Source organism: Parabacteroides sp. PM6-13 (assembly GCF_029892605.1).
Lineage (GTDB): Bacteria > Bacteroidota > Bacteroidia > Bacteroidales > Tannerellaceae > QVMG01.
On the sequence record NZ_JARXWF010000002.1, the window covers coordinates 118,622 to 135,735 of the forward strand.

12 protein-coding genes are annotated in these 17,114 nt (G+C 49.5%); 6 read left to right on the top strand and 6 right to left on the bottom strand.

Annotation, left to right across the window (positions count from 1 at the left end; all coding sequences use genetic code 11):
* Positions 1 to 906: 906 nt before the first annotated feature.
* From M2134_RS02605 to M2134_RS02620, 4 genes are read left to right on the top strand one after another with little or no spacing between them, the layout of a single operon-like run.
* The gene (locus M2134_RS02605; protein ID WP_280750280.1) at positions 907 to 1,830 is read left to right on the top strand and encodes a Mur ligase family protein; all 924 of its coding nucleotides are present in this window, start codon (positions 907 to 909) and stop codon (positions 1,828 to 1,830) included.
* A complete protein-coding gene (locus tag M2134_RS02610; RefSeq protein ID WP_280750279.1) occupies positions 1,827 to 2,378 on the top strand; it encodes a DUF4924 family protein in 552 nt (183 codons plus the stop codon). Before M2134_RS02605 ends, M2134_RS02610 begins: the two co-directional genes overlap by 4 nt.
* Positions 2,379 to 2,381: 3 nt before the next feature.
* Positions 2,382 to 3,254: a dTDP-4-dehydrorhamnose reductase gene (rfbD, locus tag M2134_RS02615; protein ID WP_280750278.1), complete on the top strand. Its 873-nt coding sequence runs from the start codon at positions 2,382 to 2,384 to the stop codon at positions 3,252 to 3,254.
* The gene (locus tag M2134_RS02620) at positions 3,230 to 4,810 is read left to right on the top strand and encodes a peptide chain release factor 3 (RefSeq protein WP_280750277.1); all 1,581 of its coding nucleotides are present in this window, start codon (positions 3,230 to 3,232) and stop codon (positions 4,808 to 4,810) included. Before rfbD ends, M2134_RS02620 begins: the two co-directional genes overlap by 25 nt.
* Before the next feature lie 77 nt (positions 4,811 to 4,887).
* Here M2134_RS02620 and cls read toward each other — a convergent pair whose 3' ends face one another.
* Genes cls through M2134_RS02635 form a run of 3 tightly spaced genes read right to left on the bottom strand, consistent with a single transcriptional unit; the run spans position 4,888 to position 8,211 of the window.
* Complete coding sequence (gene cls / locus M2134_RS02625) at positions 4,888 to 6,327, bottom strand: cardiolipin synthase (protein WP_280750276.1); 1,440 nt, start codon at positions 6,325 to 6,327, stop codon at positions 4,888 to 4,890.
* 54 nt (positions 6,328 to 6,381) lie between these two features.
* Positions 6,382 to 7,347 carry a GNAT family N-acetyltransferase gene (locus M2134_RS02630; protein WP_280750402.1) on the bottom strand — a complete coding sequence of 322 codons (966 nt, stop codon included), beginning with the start codon at positions 7,345 to 7,347 and terminating at the stop codon, positions 6,382 to 6,384.
* A 36-nt stretch (positions 7,348 to 7,383) separates the two neighbouring features.
* Complete coding sequence (locus tag M2134_RS02635) at positions 7,384 to 8,211, bottom strand: 1-acyl-sn-glycerol-3-phosphate acyltransferase (protein WP_280750275.1); 828 nt, start codon at positions 8,209 to 8,211, stop codon at positions 7,384 to 7,386.
* A 238-nt stretch (positions 8,212 to 8,449) separates the two neighbouring features.
* Between M2134_RS02635 and M2134_RS02640 the strand changes: the two genes are divergently transcribed.
* Positions 8,450 to 9,601: a DUF2062 domain-containing protein gene (locus M2134_RS02640; RefSeq protein WP_280750274.1), complete on the top strand. Its 1,152-nt coding sequence runs from the start codon at positions 8,450 to 8,452 to the stop codon at positions 9,599 to 9,601.
* Positions 9,598 to 13,446: a trifunctional MMPL family transporter/lysophospholipid acyltransferase/class I SAM-dependent methyltransferase gene (locus M2134_RS02645; protein ID WP_280750273.1), complete on the top strand. Its 3,849-nt coding sequence runs from the start codon at positions 9,598 to 9,600 to the stop codon at positions 13,444 to 13,446. Before M2134_RS02640 ends, M2134_RS02645 begins: the two co-directional genes overlap by 4 nt.
* A 7-nt stretch (positions 13,447 to 13,453) precedes the next feature.
* Here the strand turns inward: M2134_RS02645 and M2134_RS02650 are convergent, their stop codons facing one another.
* Genes M2134_RS02650 through M2134_RS02660 form a run of 3 tightly spaced genes read right to left on the bottom strand, consistent with a single transcriptional unit; the run spans position 13,454 to position 17,012 of the window.
* Complete coding sequence (locus M2134_RS02650) at positions 13,454 to 14,026, bottom strand: hypothetical protein (RefSeq protein WP_280750272.1); 573 nt, start codon at positions 14,024 to 14,026, stop codon at positions 13,454 to 13,456.
* A 26-nt stretch (positions 14,027 to 14,052) separates the two neighbouring features.
* Positions 14,053 to 15,348 (bottom strand): AMP-binding protein, encoded by a 1,296-nt coding sequence (locus M2134_RS02655; RefSeq protein WP_280750271.1) that lies wholly within the window; start codon positions 15,346 to 15,348, stop codon positions 14,053 to 14,055.
* 5 nt (positions 15,349 to 15,353) lie between these two features.
* Positions 15,354 to 17,012 (bottom strand): C45 family peptidase, encoded by a 1,659-nt coding sequence (locus M2134_RS02660; protein ID WP_280750270.1) that lies wholly within the window; start codon positions 17,010 to 17,012, stop codon positions 15,354 to 15,356.
* Positions 17,013 to 17,114 lie beyond the last annotated feature (102 nt).

Here is a 17,114-nt window from a genome sequence, read left to right on the forward strand (position 1 = left end):
TTATACCTAATAAACGCGATATTTTCAGCGCTAAAACGGGGCAAAGGTAGTTATTTTCAGCTTCATAAATACATGGTAAATTATCTTTATTCAGAATTGTTAGTATTATTTAACACACCCATGCCAGGCGATAGAAGCAAATGAGCGAGAGAGACACGCCGCAGGCGCGATTCACCCCAGTCACCATCTTTTAGATCCAATCTGGTCGTTTTTTTGCACAAGCCAAACAGATACCATCGTGTTTGACTATATATATTGTGTCGAAGGCGCTACGAGTCACGCCCAACAAGTCCGGAAGGACTTATAGCTGGATAACCCCGATGCAAGCCGCTAAGGCGAAGCTCGGGGTAGACACTATATCTATACAACGAGCTCCGCAAGGAGGTCAACCGTTGAGCCCCTACGGAGCTCGTTCCTCTGCCACTACCCACCTCGAGCTGCGCCTTTGGCTGGCTCGAGGTTATCCAACTATAAGTCCTTGCGGACTTTAGTGGCATTCTATCTTCCCACACCTAAAAATTCAAACCCGCATAGGATTCTACCGACCTATACCTATTTATATATAGAACAAAACAGCCCCATTTTTCGACTTACTCAAAATATCATTTTGTCAAAACCGACCGGCTATTTTTTCAAAAACGTAGGGGTTTTTAAAATTAGTCCCGCGGGTAAACATTTGTTAACATTTGAAGTGTAAGCAAACACATCCTATTTTAACTAAAAAACACCCCTGTTTGCTTACACTTGTGTTTTTACGTTTCAACACAAAAAGTCCGCAACAAGATAACCATAAACAATAGCGATTCGATTCTCAATCGCGCCGCCCGGTGTGACGGATTGATTTTTGACCAGCGATATGATACAAACAAAGGCAAAATAGCTTATTTTTGCATCAAATTTGAATCAATGCGTAAAGTACATTTAATATCCGTAACCGAGCCTGTGATTTATGATCTGGCATTAGCGATACATAAGGATGAAGGGTATGAGGTAAGTGTTTCCGGAAATGGATTGACAGAAGAGACCATCGCCAAGCTGCATGAAGCAGGATGTACTTGTCATGGAGACGGATGGTTTCCTGAAAAACTGACTAAAGATATTCAAATCATCATATTAGGAGCAACCGTCACCCTCGATAATCCGGAACTGATCCGGGCAAAGGAGTTAGGATTACTGACTCAATCGGTTCCTGAATTTGTATTCGATCATACCAAATCAAAAACAAGGGTAGTCGTTGCCGGCGACCGTGGCAAAAGCGCGGTGTTGGCGATGATGGTCTATGTCTTGAAGAAATATAAACAGCGCTTCGATTATGTCTTGACAAGCGGTATCGATCTGTTGAATAACAGAGTATCCCTGATCGAAGAGGAGCGTATTGCCCTGATCGAAGGCGACGAAGGCGTGACATCCTCCCTGGGAAAACAGTTCCACCTGGAGTTTTACCGTCCGCATATCGCGATCGTCACCAACCTGATGTGGTCGGAAGAGAAAGATCATCAGTCACTGGAAGAGTATCTGCAGACCTATAAGAATTTCGTCACCTCCATTGAAAGAGAAGGCAAGCTGATTTTCTTTGAACAGGATCGCGTACTCAAAGAAATGGCATCCAACGTACGGGAAGATATCACCTCGATGCCATACGACCAACAGGCCTACGACAAAGAAACCGGCACGCTGACTACGCGTCATGGCGACTTCCCGGTGTTTCTGCCGGATGATTATTTCCTGTATAACCTGAATGCTGCCCGTTTAGCCTGCCGCCAACTGGGCATTAAAGAGGCTGATTTCTACCAGGCCATGTCTGAATATAGCTTATCCCTGCGGAAATGATCATTGCACATCAAAAGAGAAAAGAGAATATTGCGGAATACCTGTTGTATATGTGGCAGGTAGAAGATCTGATACGCGCCTGCGATTTCGACACGGATCGCATACGACAGATGATTATCTCCAAATACGACCAGCCCGAGGAGATACGCCAAGAGATAGCCCGCTGGTACGAAGAATTGGCGGATATGATGCGCATCGAAGGCGTCAAGGAGACGGGACATATCCAACTGAACAAGAATATAATCCTGGAATTAACGGATTTGCATATGCGGCTGATGAAGTCTCCGCGGGAAATGACCTATCAATCGGTCTATTACAAAACGCTTCCCCACATCGTGCAGTTGCGCGCCAAGTCGGGCGGCGAAGAGATGCCCGAGATAGAGACCTGCTTTACGGCTGTCTATGGCTACCTATTATTGCGGATGAAAGGCGAACAAACAACAGAGCAAACAACAGAGGCTGTCAAACAGATCAGCACCTTTCTGGCGATCTTGGCCTCGAAATACCGGGATGAAAAAAGCGGCGAGCTGCAATTAGAAGAGGAATAAAGTATGAAACAGATATTAGTAACAGGAGCGAACGGGCAACTGGGCAAGGCATTACAAGCCAGAACAGGCAACTATCCGGCATTGGATTTCTATTTTACGGACATGGACACGTTGGACATCACCAACAAAGAGGCCCTATTCGCCTTTGTACGCTCCAACCGTATCCAGTGTATCCTGAACCTGGCGGCCTACACCAATGTAGAGCAGGCGGAAGAAGACACAAAAATGGCTTACCTGATCAATGCCGAGGCCATGCGCAACCTGGCGGAAGTAGCCGGCGCTTTCCGTTGCCATGTGATACATGTATCCACCGATTACGTGTTCGACGGCAGCAACCACCGCCCTTACGTGGAGACCGACGCGACACGCCCCCTGTCGACCTACGGACGCACCAAACTGGCAGGTGAGGTGATATTGCAAGAGGCCATGGCCGACGCGGTGATCGTCAGAACCTCCTGGCTATACAGCGAGTTCGGCAATAACTTCCTGAACACCATGCTTCGCCTGGGCAAAGAGAAGGAAGAACTCAGCGTGGTGTACGATCAGATCGGGACACCGACCTACGCCGGCGACCTGGCCTATGCCCTGATCGCGATCCTAATGCGCTGGGAGAAAGGCGCCTGGGAGGCGGGCATCTATCATTTTTCCAATGAAGGGGTTTGTAGCTGGTACGACTTCGCGCGGAAGATCATGGAACTGGCCGCTTTGCCCTGTAAGGTTATGCCGGTGGAGACCAAGGACTATCCGACAAAAGCGCAGCGTCCGCTCTACAGTGTTCTCAATAAAGCAAAAATAAAAACAACCTATAATCTGACCATTCCCCATTGGGAAGAGAGTCTTAGAAGTGTACCATGTCTCAATATTCCAAAGAAATAGACAAGCGAAGAACCTTCGCCATCATCAGCCACCCCGACGCGGGGAAGACAACATTGACAGAGAAACTGCTGCTCTTCGGGGGAGCGATCCATGTGGCGGGCGCTGTTAAGTCGAACAAGATCAAGAAAACCGCCACCTCCGACTGGATGGAGATCGAGAAACAACGTGGTATCTCGGTAGCCACCTCCGTGATGGCATTCGACTACGAAGACCATAAAATCAACATTCTCGACACACCCGGTCACCAGGATTTCGCAGAAGACACCTTCCGCACGCTGACGGCGGTCGATAGTGTAATCATCGTTGTCGACGTAGCCAAAGGGGTAGAAGCGCAAACCCGCAAACTGATGGAGGTTTGTCGTATGCGCAAAACGCCCGTGATCGTGTTTGTCAACAAAATGGACCGCGACGGGAAAGACCCGTTCGATCTCTTGGATGAGATTGAAGAGGAGCTGAAGATCAACGTACGCCCGCTGAGCTGGCCCATCGATATGGGGCAACGTTTCAAAGGGGTTTATAATATATTCGAACAAAAGCTCGACCTCTACACCCCCAGCAAGCAATATGTAACGGAAAGTGTTGAGTTCAAAGACATCAACAGTCCCGAACTGGAGAAGCATATCGATAGCTCGTTGGCGGAGAAACTGCGTGCCGATATCGAACTGATCGAGGGGGTATATCCCGAATTCGATGTGGAGACCTACCTCAAAGGCGACATTGCCCCGGTATTCTTCGGCTCGGCACTGCATAATTTTGGTGTAAGAGAGTTGTTGGATTGCTTCATTCGCATTGCTCCATCGCCCCGCCCCGTGCAGGCCATCGAGCGCGTTGTCAATCCGTATGAAGACAATTTCACCGGTTTTGTATTCAAGATCCATGCCAATATGGACCCGAATCACCGCTCTTGTATCGCTTTTGTAAAGATCTGCTCGGGACGTTTCGAACGCAATGCCAACTACAAACACGTACGTTTCAACAAAGGCATGCGCTTCAGTAGCCCGACTGCCTTTATGGCACAGAAAAAAGAGACGGTCGACGAAGCCTTTGCCGGCGATATTATCGGCTTGCCCGATACCGGAAACTTCAAGATCGGCGACACGCTTACCTCCGGCGAAGAGCTGCATTTCAAAGGATTGCCCAGTTTCTCACCCGAGATGTTCAAGTATATCGAGAATGCCGACCCGATGAAGGCAAAACAATTGGCCAAAGGGATCGAGCAATTGATGGACGAAGGGGTTGCCCAGTTGTTTGTCAACCAATTCAACAACCGCAAGATTATCGGTACCGTCGGTCAGCTTCAATTCGAGGTAATCCAGTATCGCTTGTTACATGAATACGGCGCGCAGTGTAAATGGGAACCAATCAGCCTCTACAAAGCCTGCTGGATCGAGAGCGACAACGCCGTCATGCTCGAGAATTTCAAGAAGCGCAAAATGCAGTATATGGCGCGCGACAAAGAGGGACGCGACGTCTATCTGGCGGACTCCTCCTACGTATTAACCATGGCGCAGCAGGACTTCCCGGATATTAAATTCCATTTCACGTCGGAGTTTTAATAAATTGAAAGTTGAAAGTTGAAAGTTGAAAATGATTTGTCTTACATAATTTTCAACTTTCAACTTTCAACTTTCAATTACAAAAGCGGTGAGAACAGCCGCATAAACGACTCAGCCAGGCGGGTACCGACGGGGCGTTTCAGCCAACGTGTCGGCAGGATGTGTTCGCTCTGTTGCATATCGTACCGGAATATGGTGTGCATTTCCCGGGCAAAGGCCTCATCATAGACATAGGCATTGATCTCGAAATTATGCTCAAAGCTGCGGAAATCCATGTTCGCGGAGCCGATAGCCGACACCTTGTCGTCGACCACAATCAGTTTAGCATGCAAGAATCCCGGTTTATAGAAATAGACCTTCACCCCCGCTTTCACCATCTCGTCCAGGTAGGAGTGGCTGGCCATATTGGCTGTTCGCGTATCGGAACGCCGGGGTATCATGATCCGCACATCGACTCCCCCTAGGGCAGCAATCTGTAACGCCTGATTCAATCCTTCGGTCGGCAGGAAATAGGGTGTTTGAATGTAGACATACTTCTTGGCATTGGCAATCAGGTAGATCGTTGCCTGCAGAAGCGTCCGCCATTGCCCGGTCGGACCGGAGGTGGCTATCTGCATGATGTTCTTATTGTGGATCTCCACCGGCGGGTAATAGCTCTTGTCGCGCAATAGCTGCTTGCTGACTACATACCAATCGATCAGGAAGATCGACTGCAAGCCCTGCGCCCCCTTACCAGTAAAACGGAAGTGCGAATCGCGCCAGGTACCCCAGGAGGTGCCTTTCCAGTAGCGATCGGCAATATTCATCCCGCCCATAAAGCCCACCTTACCGTCGATCACTACGATCTTCCGGTGATTTCGGTAGTTCACCTTGCTGGTGAAGATAGGGAAAACCACTTTCAGGAAAGAATACACCTCGATCCCGACTGCCTCCATCTCTTTGAAAAAGCGCGATTTCACGTTCCAGCTACCCACATCATCGTACATAATACGCACCTTAACCCCTTCGCCGGCCTTCTTCATCAAAGCGGCTTTTACCCTGTTTCCGATCTCGTCGTCACAGAATATATAGTATTGAAGGTGAATATGGTGTTGGGCACGCTCTATCTCATCCAACAGATCGTTGAACTTATCCTTCCCGTTGGTGTAGACTTTGATATCTGTTCCGTAGAGGGGGACCGACTGATTGTTCTGATACAACAGGTTGGAGAGCGGCAGGTATTCGTCGGGAACGGTATAGTTGATCGTTTGCGGCAGCTTCCCACGTGTCGCTCCCTTCATAATGCGCTTATAGGTGCGCCGGGAGATGATCTTCTGCTTCCGGTTGTCCTGCCCGAAGAAGAAATAGAAAATAAGCCCAACGCCCGGGGTCAGCAGGAGCACGATCACCCAGGAGATGGTCTTCAACGGGTTGCGGTTCTCGGCAATGACCACCAATACGAGTCCCAACACGGTGATACAGTACAATAGAAAAACGATTGTACTAAGCAGCGCCTGTATATGTATTGCGGCAATCATTTCATTCGAGTTTGGCTGTTACGACCCGAACACAGGAATCCGCGCGTGTACCTCTTATATCTTGCGGATCAATTCCGTCGACTTGTATTCCTCCTCCAGATAAGATTCCACATGGCGTTTCTTTTTATCCTCCAGGATCTCATCGATGGCAATCAGAATACCGGTCTCCTCTACCTCCCCAAATTCGTGGTTGACGGCCGTACCGAACACACGCATCTTAGGCGAAAGGCTCATATAGGCATTGACCAATGGCGGGACATTAATGCCACGCTTACGCACCTCCTGATTCAGTATCTTATAATTGTCTTTGAAATTATCATGATGAAACAGCTCTTTCATCTTGTTGATGTCGGTCTCCGTCTGAAGCGGCGAAACCGGTGTAATCAACCGTTCCGGATCCGGGAAATGCAAGCCCAGGAAATAAAGTATCATATTGCGCGACTCCGTATCGTATGTATTATACATCGTTACCTTGCCGAAATAATACTTCAGTGTCGGATCGACCACTGAGAGCGCTCCCAGTCCGTCCCAGAGATTATCGAGGATAAAGAGTCCCTTCTTGGATCCTTCGCGTGTTGCCTGATATTCCAGCGTCACAAAGGAACGTCCCAGTTCAACCGTGTAGGGCAGATAATCCTTGACAAACTCATCCGAAAAATGAAACAGGTGAGCCGTTGCCAATAGTGGTTTTCCTTCCGCGTCAAAGCGCACATCACTTCCGCAAAGGAAGCGGTATCCGCCCATGATCTGCTCGTCTTCCGGACTCCATACGATCAGTTGGCGATAGGCATCTTCCATGGTATCAAATTCGTCGATGTCGACTTCATTTCCGGTACCTCCGCCATACTCCCGGAAAGCAATTTCCCTCAAACGTCCTATTTCTCGCATCACATTGGGCGAGTCGAAAGCCGTAACAATATAAATCTCATTCTGAGACTTATTCGTCGTACGGAGCATTTTCTCTTTCGTCAGCTCCGCTTTTAAGATGTCACGGTCAATAGGTTTAATAACTTCTTGCATCATTATAGTTCAGTATCGTGTGTGTATGTGTGTGTTCTATTTTTTCAATCGGTATGAGAGCTCTTTCACCCAGGCAGCCCATTCGACCGGCTTCTTACTATTATCGAAAGTTTGCCAGGGGATCGGCTTACCGAAATAAACGGTATAGCGCGAATGTTTGCTTCGAAACAACTCATCCGAAAGATAAAGCATCTCTATATTCACCTTTATGCCGAGCGAAGTGCGTATCTTAGCCAGGTTATAAAAGAAATTGGAGTTCCGCCCGGAGAAATAAACCGGTACAATGTCTCGTTGGTATTCAACTGCTTTTTGAATAAAGGACTTCTTCCAATCCAGATCGACTATCTGCCCTTTGATCTTACGGGAGCAAAGCCCTGCCGGGAATGTGATGATCTGATTATCGGACGCATAGGCCTCCTCTGTCATCTTTGCCGTCTCTTTGGATTGCTTGCCGTGTTTGTTCACCGGCACAAAGATAGATCGCAGGTTGGGAATGAAATATAAGAGATCGTTCACCGGATAGCGGATAGCGCCTCCGTAACGTTCACCCAACAGGGCAGACAGACAAATACCGTCCATACCGCCTAACGGGTGGTTGGAAGCAAAGATACATCGTCCTTCCGCGGGAATATTCTCTTCGCCTACCAAATCAAAATGCAGATCGAAATAGTCGATCAATTCGATCATAAAATCCACTCCATCTTTGTCATGGTATTTGGATATGACATGATTGACCTCGTCCTGATGGACAATACGTTTGAGGTAATTCACCAGAAAGCGCGGAACTTTTGACGCCAACTTCGGCGCTTTCTTTTCTAAGATGTCTTCAACGTCAATGTATTTAGTAGTTTCCTGTTGTTGCATCCTCTGTAAACTTGATGACACAAATATAATGGTAATAATCTAATTCGGATATTTTTTGATCGTAAAATAACCCATAGTAGCTCATGCGCATGATCAAACCGATAAAATTCCGAAAGCTTACCCATTCAAAAGACTCATTTTTTCGCCTTCGGGTGGGCTAATTCGCTCGGGGGTGTTATCTTTGTTTCTTCAAACGATTATGCGCTATCCCGCGGGGATACTGAAGAGGAATAAAAAGATGGAGAAGATCGTAGTTCTAATTCCAACATACAACAACGCGACAACAGTGGGGCAAGTATTGACGGATGTGATGCGCCATGGACTTCCGGTGATGGTGGTCAATGATGGTTCCACGGATCATACCCTCGATGTGTTGGCTGATTTTCCGGAGATAGAACTGATCAGCTATGCCCGGAACAAAGGGAAAGGGCATGCCCTGTTGACGGGACTGAAAGCTGCTACCGAAAAAGGCTATCGCTATGCCATCACCCTGGATTCCGACGGACAGCATTATGCCGACGATATTCCCCTGTTTCTGGAAGCGGCTCGGGAATATCCCGACAGCCTGATTGTCGGTGCCCGCAACCTTACCTCGGAGAATATGCCGGGCAAGAATACGTTTGCCAACCGTTTTTCCAACTTCTGGTTCCGCATCGAAACCGGCATTCGGATGGACGATACCCAGTCGGGGTTCCGTCTTTACCCGTTGCAGAAGTTGAAAGGCATACGCCTTTTTACCTCTAAATATGAGTTTGAAGTCGAGGTGTTGGTGCAGGCCGTATGGCACAATGTCCGGGTGATGAATATTCCGATCCGGGTCTATTATCCACCCGAAGAGGAGCGGGTGAGCCATTTTCGGCCTTTGCGCGACTTCACGCGAATCAGTATCCTCAATACGGTATTGGTACTCATTGCCCTACTCTGGTACTGGCCCTGGCGTTTCGTGCGCGCCCTGACCAAAGAGAATATACGTCGGTTTATAGAAAAACATATCACCCAGTCGGGCGAGTCTAATCTGCGCGTCTCCCTGGCGGTTATGTTTGGCGTCTTTATGGGCATCGTGCCTATCTGGGGCTATCAGATGGTGGTAGCAGCCCTATTGGCTCATTTGATGGGGCTCAATAAGGTGATCACGCTGGTGGCATCCAATATCAGCATACCGCCTATGATTCCGTTTATCTTGTTCGGCAGTTATGCAACAGGCGGACTGGTGTTGGGTCGTCCGATATCGCTTTCGTTGCACGAAGTGACGTTTGAAACGATCAAAGATTCGCTTGTTCAATACCTGGCAGGCAGCATGGTGTTTGCCGTTCTCTGTGGATTGATTGCCGGGCTGGCCTGCCTGTTACTGCTCTCCCTGTTTCGTAAACCTCAACAGTCGGTTCGATGAATAAACTGTTTCTCGCCATATATGATTTTCTGCATAGACACCGGGCGTTGTGTTACACCCTGATGGTGGGCAGCTTTCTCCTAATGGTTTGGTTTGCCGCGCAGGTGCGGTTTGAAGAAGATGTTACCCGCTTCTTTCCGGATACCGAGGAGGCACACAACAGCGAAGTGGTCTTCAACAACCTGAAGGTAAAGGATAAGATTGTCTTTATGCTCTCCGCCGGAGGGGAGGCAACCGGAGAAACACCCGGACGATTGGTGGCTGCCGGCAACACCTTGCGAAGATCGCTTATGCAAAAGGGGGGCGATGAATACATTCAGTATATTATGGGCGAAGTAGGGAGCGATATGGTTGGACAAATGACCGATTTTATCTACGAACGCTTGCCTCTATTCCTGAACGATGAACTCTTTGAGCGGATGGACTCCTTATGCACACAAGAAGCGATCGATCAAAAGATAGAGGCCAATATGCGCAATCTCCTGTCGCCTGCAGGTAGTGGATTAAAAGAGATCCTGCCACGCGATCCGTTGGGATTAGGCACATCGGCGTTCGAAGCGTTGCGCGATATGCAGATGACAGCCAACTACGCGATCTACGACAATCATATCTTCTCATCGGATATGTCGACACATATCTTCTTCCTCACACCACGTCACTCGACGGGAAATACCGGGAAAAATGACCTGTTAGTAGAATTGATCGAAGAGGAGATTGCTGCGGTTAAGCAAGATTATCCGGAGATCTCGATCAATTATGTGGGCGGGCCATCGGTCGGAGTCTACAATGCCCGACAAATAAAACGCGACACTACCCTGACCCTGAGCATAGCACTGATCATTATCATCGGGTTTATCCTGTTGGTTTTCAAGAGCCGATCGGCTGTATTCCTGATTATTCTTCCGGTGATCTATGGCGCGGCTTTCTCGCTGGCATTGATCTGGTTGATCAAAGGATCGGTATCGGCTATCGCGATCGGAGCCGGGGCGGCGGTTTTCGGGGTGGCGCTCAGCTATTCGATCCATGTGCTCTCCCATTTCAATCATGTGACCTCTATCCGGCAGCTCATCAGCGAACTGGCCTATCCACTTACGGTTGGGAGCTTCACGACGGTGGGGGCTTTCCTGGGATTGCTGTTTACCACTTCGGAATTATTGCGCGATTTCGGGCTTTTCTCCGCCCTTTCCCTGATCGGAACAACCCTGTTCTGTCTCGTCTTCCTGCCCCATTTGTTGCGCATCCAGGAGGCCGGCAAGGAGTCGGGGCATGTATTGCGGTTGATTGAAAAAATAAACAGCTATCCGTTCGAGAAGAACAAACCGCTGGTGATCGGTATCGTTGTGGTTTTTGTCGTTTGTCTTTTCCTTTCGACGCGGGTTGGCTTCGACGACAATATGCGCAATCTGGGCTACGAACCGTCGCAACTGGTCGCTGCCGAGAACCGATTGAACGAACTTTTTCAGGCAGATAACAAAACAACTCTTTTTGTTTCAGTAGGGGAAACGGCGGAAGAGGGATTGCAAACCTATGCGGAGACCAACCGGGAGCTGGCCTCTTTCCTGATAGAAGGGAAGATTCAGGAATATGCTTCGATAGAGAACATATTGATCCCACCCTCTTTACAGCAAGAAAGAATAGAGAAATGGAACCATTTCTGGACACCGGAACGGCGTCGGCAGACGGAGGAATCGATCCGGGAGGCAGCGGTGAAGTACCGCTTCAAAGCCGATGCTTTTGATGCTTTCTTTGCCCTGTTGGAGAAGGAATACAGGGTCTCCGACTTTACCACCGATCCCCATGCGCCCGATATCTTCGATGAATGGTCTACCCGTGCCGACTCCCTCTCGATGTATATCACGCAGGTTCGCCTGACCGACGGGGAGAAAGAGGAGGTCTACGCCCGTCTGATGGAAAAAGAGGACGTGGTGATCTTCGACCGCGGCTACTTTGCCAACAAATGGGTCTCGGCGATTCACCTGGACTTTAACCTGATCCTGTACATCTGTTCGTTCCTTGTTTTCTTTGCCCTCTTGGTGGCTTACGGACGGATCGAACTAACCCTGATGACCTTTGCCCCGATGGCCATCAGTTGGGTGATCATTCTGGGCATTATGGCGGTAGCGGGCATACAATTCAATATTGTGAATATCATCCTGGCTACCTTTATCTTCGGCTTGGGCGACGACTTCAGTATCTTCATTATGGATGGATTGCAGCAGGAATACCGCACGGGCAAGAAACTGCTCACCTCCCACAAGACCGCCATCTTCTTTTCTTCGTTTACCGCCGTGGTAGGGATGGGGGTTCTTGTCCTTGCCAAGCATCCGGCATTGCAGTCTATTTCGTTGATTTCCATCCTGGGCATGACGTCGGTCGTCCTGGTCTCTTATACCATATTGCCTATCCTATTCCGCTTTTTCATTGCCCGCCCGGCGGCCAAAGGGCATTATCCCTATACACTGTCGAGCCTGTTGGTTACCTTTTGGTTCTTCAATGCCTTTGTGATCGGTTGCTCGTTGGTGATTGGCTTTGCCTCTATCCTGATCATCTTGCCGATGAAGATCGACAAAAAGAAGGACTGGTTTAATCGAAGCATCACCTGTATGGTACGCGGACTCTTGAAGATGGGATGGGTAGCCAAACGCATCACGGTGAGTAGAAACGATGAAACATTCCAAAAGCCGGCCGTTATCATTGCCAACCACCAATCATTTATCGATATACTGTTATTACTTGCACTCACACCCAAGCTGGTGATGGTGACAAACAACTGGGTATGGAACTCACCGGTGTTCGGGCGCATTGTGCGCTTTGCCGACTTCGTCTCTACCCGGGAGGGCTATGAAGCACTGGTGGCTCATCTGCAAAAGAAGGTCGATAAGGGCTACTCCGTGGTGGTCTTCCCCGAAGGCACCCGCTCGGAAGATGGGCGGATACGCCGTTTCCATAAAGGGGCATTCTACCTGGCCGAACAGCTAAAGTTAGATCTGCTTCCGGTTCTCTTATACGGCACCGGCATGGTGATCTCGAAAGGGCAGCCTTTCTACGTCAAGCGGGGAATATTATACACAGAGATTATGCCGCGCATACCGTATGGCGACCAGCGTATGGGAGCAACCTATCAGGAGCAGGCGAAGGCCTTCTGCTCGCTTTTCCGTCGGCGTTACGCGGAGATCGAAGAGGAATACGCCGTTCCTTCCAATCCTTACTTCTACCAGAAGCTGATCACCAACTACCTGTTTAAAGGGCCGGTGGAGGAATGGTATATCCGCATCAAGGTGAAGATGGAACATAACTACGCCTACTTCCACGAACTCATCCCGCGCAAGGCCAGGATTACGGATATAGGTTGCGGATATGGCCCGTTGGATTATATGTTGATGATGCTTTCCGAAGAGAGGGATATCACCGGAATCGACTACGACGAAGACAAGATCGCCCTGGCAAATCATTCGTTCTCGCGCAACGAACGCATCCGTTTTGTCTGTGCCAACGCGCAGCAATACGATCTGCCGCCAAGCGATGTGTTCGTGTTGAACGACGTGCTTCATTATATGGACTATGCGGCTCAGGAAACGATCCTTGCCCGGTGTGCAGAGAAACTCCTTCCCGGCGGTATGATCGTTGTGCGCGATGGCGATGCCTCCAAAGAAAAACAGCATGGCGTGACCCGGTTCACCGAAGTGTTGTCGACCCGCCTCTTTGGTTTCAATAAAACAGAAAACGAGCTTTGCTTCTTAGACCGTGAGCGGATCATGCGCACCGCTGCTCAAAACAATATGTATGTGGAGGAGAAGGCCAACGACCGATATACCTCCAACACCATCTATATTTTCAGAAAATAGCCTTCCTTTATTTACTTTTCAAAGCCTTAGCCACCGAGCCTGCCCAATAGTTGCGCAAGCCGAACCCGCCGGCTTTGGTGGTAATACGCTTGTTCGAGATCACCTCTTTCGTTTCCAGGTCGAACACCACCTTATGGTAGGTCGCCATATTCTGTGGCTTATTCATCAATCCGGCAATCAGAATGGCTCCATAACCTTCGGTATAATCACCCGTATCGTAAGAGGCCACCTGCTCGGCAATCATCTCGTCCGTCAGTTCATACTCATTATCGTCGCGTTTCAGGGTTTCATACACCCGTTCCAGGTTCAAACTATTCACCATCCGGTAGCTCTCCGTGATGTCCACCTTCGGAAAAGCCTGCGTAGGAGAATACTTCTTGGGTTCCGAAAGGAATAATCCGTTGATGCCTTCAAACGCCTGCTCGAACTGATCGGCCGTTTCCGCCGCGCCAAACACCTGAGCGATCGAAAAATCCACACCAAAGAATGTCAACTCCTTTATCTCTTTCAACTCTACCTGTTGCGCCTGCATAGAGAGGGCGCAAAGCATTACAACAACTAATAAACATACTTTTTTCATAATCAATTCTTTTTTATGTATTTCACTTAACGCAAATCTACAAATTTAATTGCCTTCCGGCTCATCTGGGGCATTTGAATTTTGGCAATGTAATCCGGCGAAGCAAATTGAATGGTAGGCGCCACCCGCACCTTCGAACGGAACAGGTCTTTGATTTGTTTGGCAAAGCCTTCCGTCTGAATCTCGCTCCCGACGCGGATCAGGATATCGTCGGTACCCAGGTCGTTAGTATAGACCTCCACCACATAATTCTTTACGCCCGAGATATTGTCCAGGATATCATAGAGCGCGGGCGGATAGAGCGTCGTGCCTTTGTATTTGATCATTTGCCCCTTGCGTCCCAATACAGAGCTCAAGCGTGTCGTATTACGTCCGCAGGAGCAAGGCTCGTTGTAATGGTAACAGATATCACCTGTCTTAAAACGCAGTAGCGGCATACCCCGCACGCCCAATGTTGTGATGGTCACCTCGCCGGGTTCTCCCTCTGCTACCGGACGGTTGTCGTCGTCGAGAAACTCCACAATGATCAATTCCGGCTGGAGATGGCCTCCCCGGCAGGCTTCACATTCGGTAAAGGAAGACTGCATCTCTGTTGAGGCGTATGTCGATTGCAGGGAAGGTACATGCCATTTGTCATGGATGCGTTGCCCGAGGGTGTTGAGACTGAAGTCGGGATTACGCAAGGCTTCTCCTATGCAGATCGCTTTCCGGATGGAAGAGGCGTTGTAGTCGATCCCATGTTCCTCCGCATATTCGATCAGTTTGATCAAAAAAGAGGGAACCACCATGCAAAAGGTCGGCTGGATCCGGCGGATCGTGTCCCATTGCAATTCCGGAATACCATTGCCTACGCGCACCACACCGCCGCCCATCTCACGGGCTCCCATATAATAGGCTAGGCCCGCCATAAAACGCCGGTCGAGCGTGGTCATCAGTTGCATAATATCCTCCGCGCCGCATCCTGCCGTCGTGAAAGAGAGGTATTCGTTATACGACAACCGATCGAGATCGCCCGAGGTAAGAACAAAGGTGACCGGGTCGCCCAAGGTGCCGGAAGTGGTGACATAATCGATCACCTCCCGCTTGTCGACACATATAAAATCTTGATTGCGCAGTTGTAAATCTGTTTTGGTTGTCACCGGCAGGTGTTGCAGATCCTCTATCGTGCGGATACGGGCGAGGTCGATTTTCTCCTCGCGGAACATCTGCCGGTAGAAAGAGGAATGTGCGTTCAGGTAAATCAACTCCTCCGCCAGACGCATCTCCTGATATCGTTTGATTTCTTCCGGAGATTTAAACTGGATATCACCTTGTTTTTGCATACGGTTTATTTTATTTTTTCAATTCGTTTTTCGATGGATTCCCTTTCTCCCTGCTTGGCGATCTCTTTCGTCAAGGCTTGTTGCCAGTGGCGAACGGCCTCCTCCTTTTCCCCGAAGGCGGCATAATAATCGCCCGCCAGCTCCCAGGCATAATACATTTCCGGATTCGATTGCAAGAGTTGGTCAACAAGCTCTTGATGGAGTTCCTGAGCCGTTTTCATCTGCTTTCGGATCGCTTTCACCGTCTCCCGGTAGGTTAATAGGTGATTGTAATCCGGAGAGGATAGGAAGGGATCGGCGGCAATCGCCAGGGAGTCGATGGGCGCAACGGCCTCTTTGCCTGATGCGCCGAATATCTCATTCAGGTCATACGCCACATATTCCCCCGATTGCCAGGGCGTGGTCGACACCCACATCAATAGCTTCTCCGGCTGAAACACCACCGAGTGATGGGCGATAAACTGATTGATCGCCTTTTCGTTGGCCAAGCCAATCTCTTTGCCTCCTGCTCCCCACCGGTCGCGCAACATATCGGCGGCATCCGTTGGGTCGACAGGGCTTTTCTCCTGTAACAATTCCTGCAAACGGGCATAACGGTAAGGGCTGTCCGAGGTGGCCAGATTCTCCCGGTTGCGCTCGTCGTCGCGGAAGGTCTCCGATTGATAATGGTTGGTACAGATAATCGATTCTCCTTCCGTGTGGAACAATCCGATCCGATCGGGCGACTTCTCGATAATAGCCGCCTTCCCCTCACGGGCAGAACCGATCAATAACGATTCGGACACAAAGGTTTTTCGTTTTTCCGCAATCGCATAGGCCTCTTCGATGGTCGAGGCATATTGCAGGATCTCCCGCGCCAATAGCGAGATAGGGATGGCTGCGGAGGTGGGCATGGTCGATTTGGCGGCATTGATGGTGACCGTCAGTCCCGTCGTGTTCATACCCGACAATACTCCGGTCATGCCTGGCCAGCCAACCGCCGCAAAGGCATAGCCCTCCGTCGGACGATAGAACGAGACCATCTTATGGCGGGCAAAGTCATCACCCATATAGAAATCGAAATTCCGTCCGATCAACAGGGTCGAGTCCGCGCTGGCTGCGCCCCACACGCCAAACGAGCTGCACCCCACCAGCATATAATCCTGCATGGCATGACCGATATCGTGTGCCGCATGGTAATTGAGCTGTCGCTCGTAGGGCGTCCCGATCATATCATATTCATGGGTACAGGAAAGAGAGATGCCGTAAATCTCCCGGCGAAACTCTTCGGGGATATATTCTCCCAGGTTGCGGTTGAACACAATCAAAAGGAAACGCAGGAATTTCAGGTAACTATCCGAAGGAATCATCTCCCGGATCTGGTCGACAAATACCTTCTCCTGATAATAGAGCAGATCCTCCAACAGTTTGCCCGAAGCGGCTCCCCGCTCCAATGCGTCGCCTTCCACATAGAGCTCCCAAAGGCCGCTTTTGTCTAAGCGCAATTGGTGCGGTCCATACAAGGAGAGGCTGTCGGATATATGCAACTCATAATCCGGCAGATCGGAGGCCGTGATCTCCGGCTGTTTCATATCCGCCGAAAAATAGAGTCCCGTCAGACCGAAAAACAACAATCCTATGATGATCAATACCCCCAGGAGAAAATACTTGATAACTCGCTTCATATCACCTACACGTTAAGACTGCCACCCGATAAAGTAAGCGGCAAGATATCCGCAAAGGTACTTTTTTTCCGGGGTCGATAGAGCGGATAGGGGAAAGTTTGG

Excerpts from the sequence above, each read along its gene's own strand:
- cls (WP_280750276.1), bottom strand. The coding sequence starts at position 6,327 with ATGATTGCCGCAATACATATACAGGCGCTGCTTAGTACAATCGTTTTT.
- M2134_RS02655 (WP_280750271.1), bottom strand. The coding sequence starts at position 15,348 with ATGCAAAAACAAGGTGATATCCAGTTTAAATCTCCGGAAGAAATCAAA.
- M2134_RS02630 (WP_280750402.1), bottom strand. The coding sequence starts at position 7,347 with ATGCAAGAAGTTATTAAACCTATTGACCGTGACATCTTAAAAGCGGAG.
- M2134_RS02640 (WP_280750274.1), top strand. The coding sequence starts at position 8,450 with ATGGAGAAGATCGTAGTTCTAATTCCAACATACAACAACGCGACAACA.
- M2134_RS02610 (WP_280750279.1), top strand. The coding sequence starts at position 1,827 with ATGATCATTGCACATCAAAAGAGAAAAGAGAATATTGCGGAATACCTG.
- M2134_RS02605 (WP_280750280.1), top strand. The coding sequence starts at position 907 with ATGCGTAAAGTACATTTAATATCCGTAACCGAGCCTGTGATTTATGAT.
- M2134_RS02660 (WP_280750270.1), bottom strand. The coding sequence starts at position 17,012 with ATGAAGCGAGTTATCAAGTATTTTCTCCTGGGGGTATTGATCATCATA.
- M2134_RS02650 (WP_280750272.1), bottom strand. The coding sequence starts at position 14,026 with ATGAAAAAAGTATGTTTATTAGTTGTTGTAATGCTTTGCGCCCTCTCT.
- rfbD (WP_280750278.1), top strand. The coding sequence starts at position 2,382 with ATGAAACAGATATTAGTAACAGGAGCGAACGGGCAACTGGGCAAGGCA.
- M2134_RS02620 (WP_280750277.1), top strand. The coding sequence starts at position 3,230 with ATGTCTCAATATTCCAAAGAAATAGACAAGCGAAGAACCTTCGCCATC.
- M2134_RS02645 (WP_280750273.1), top strand. The coding sequence starts at position 9,598 with ATGAATAAACTGTTTCTCGCCATATATGATTTTCTGCATAGACACCGG.
- M2134_RS02635 (WP_280750275.1), bottom strand. The coding sequence starts at position 8,211 with ATGCAACAACAGGAAACTACTAAATACATTGACGTTGAAGACATCTTA.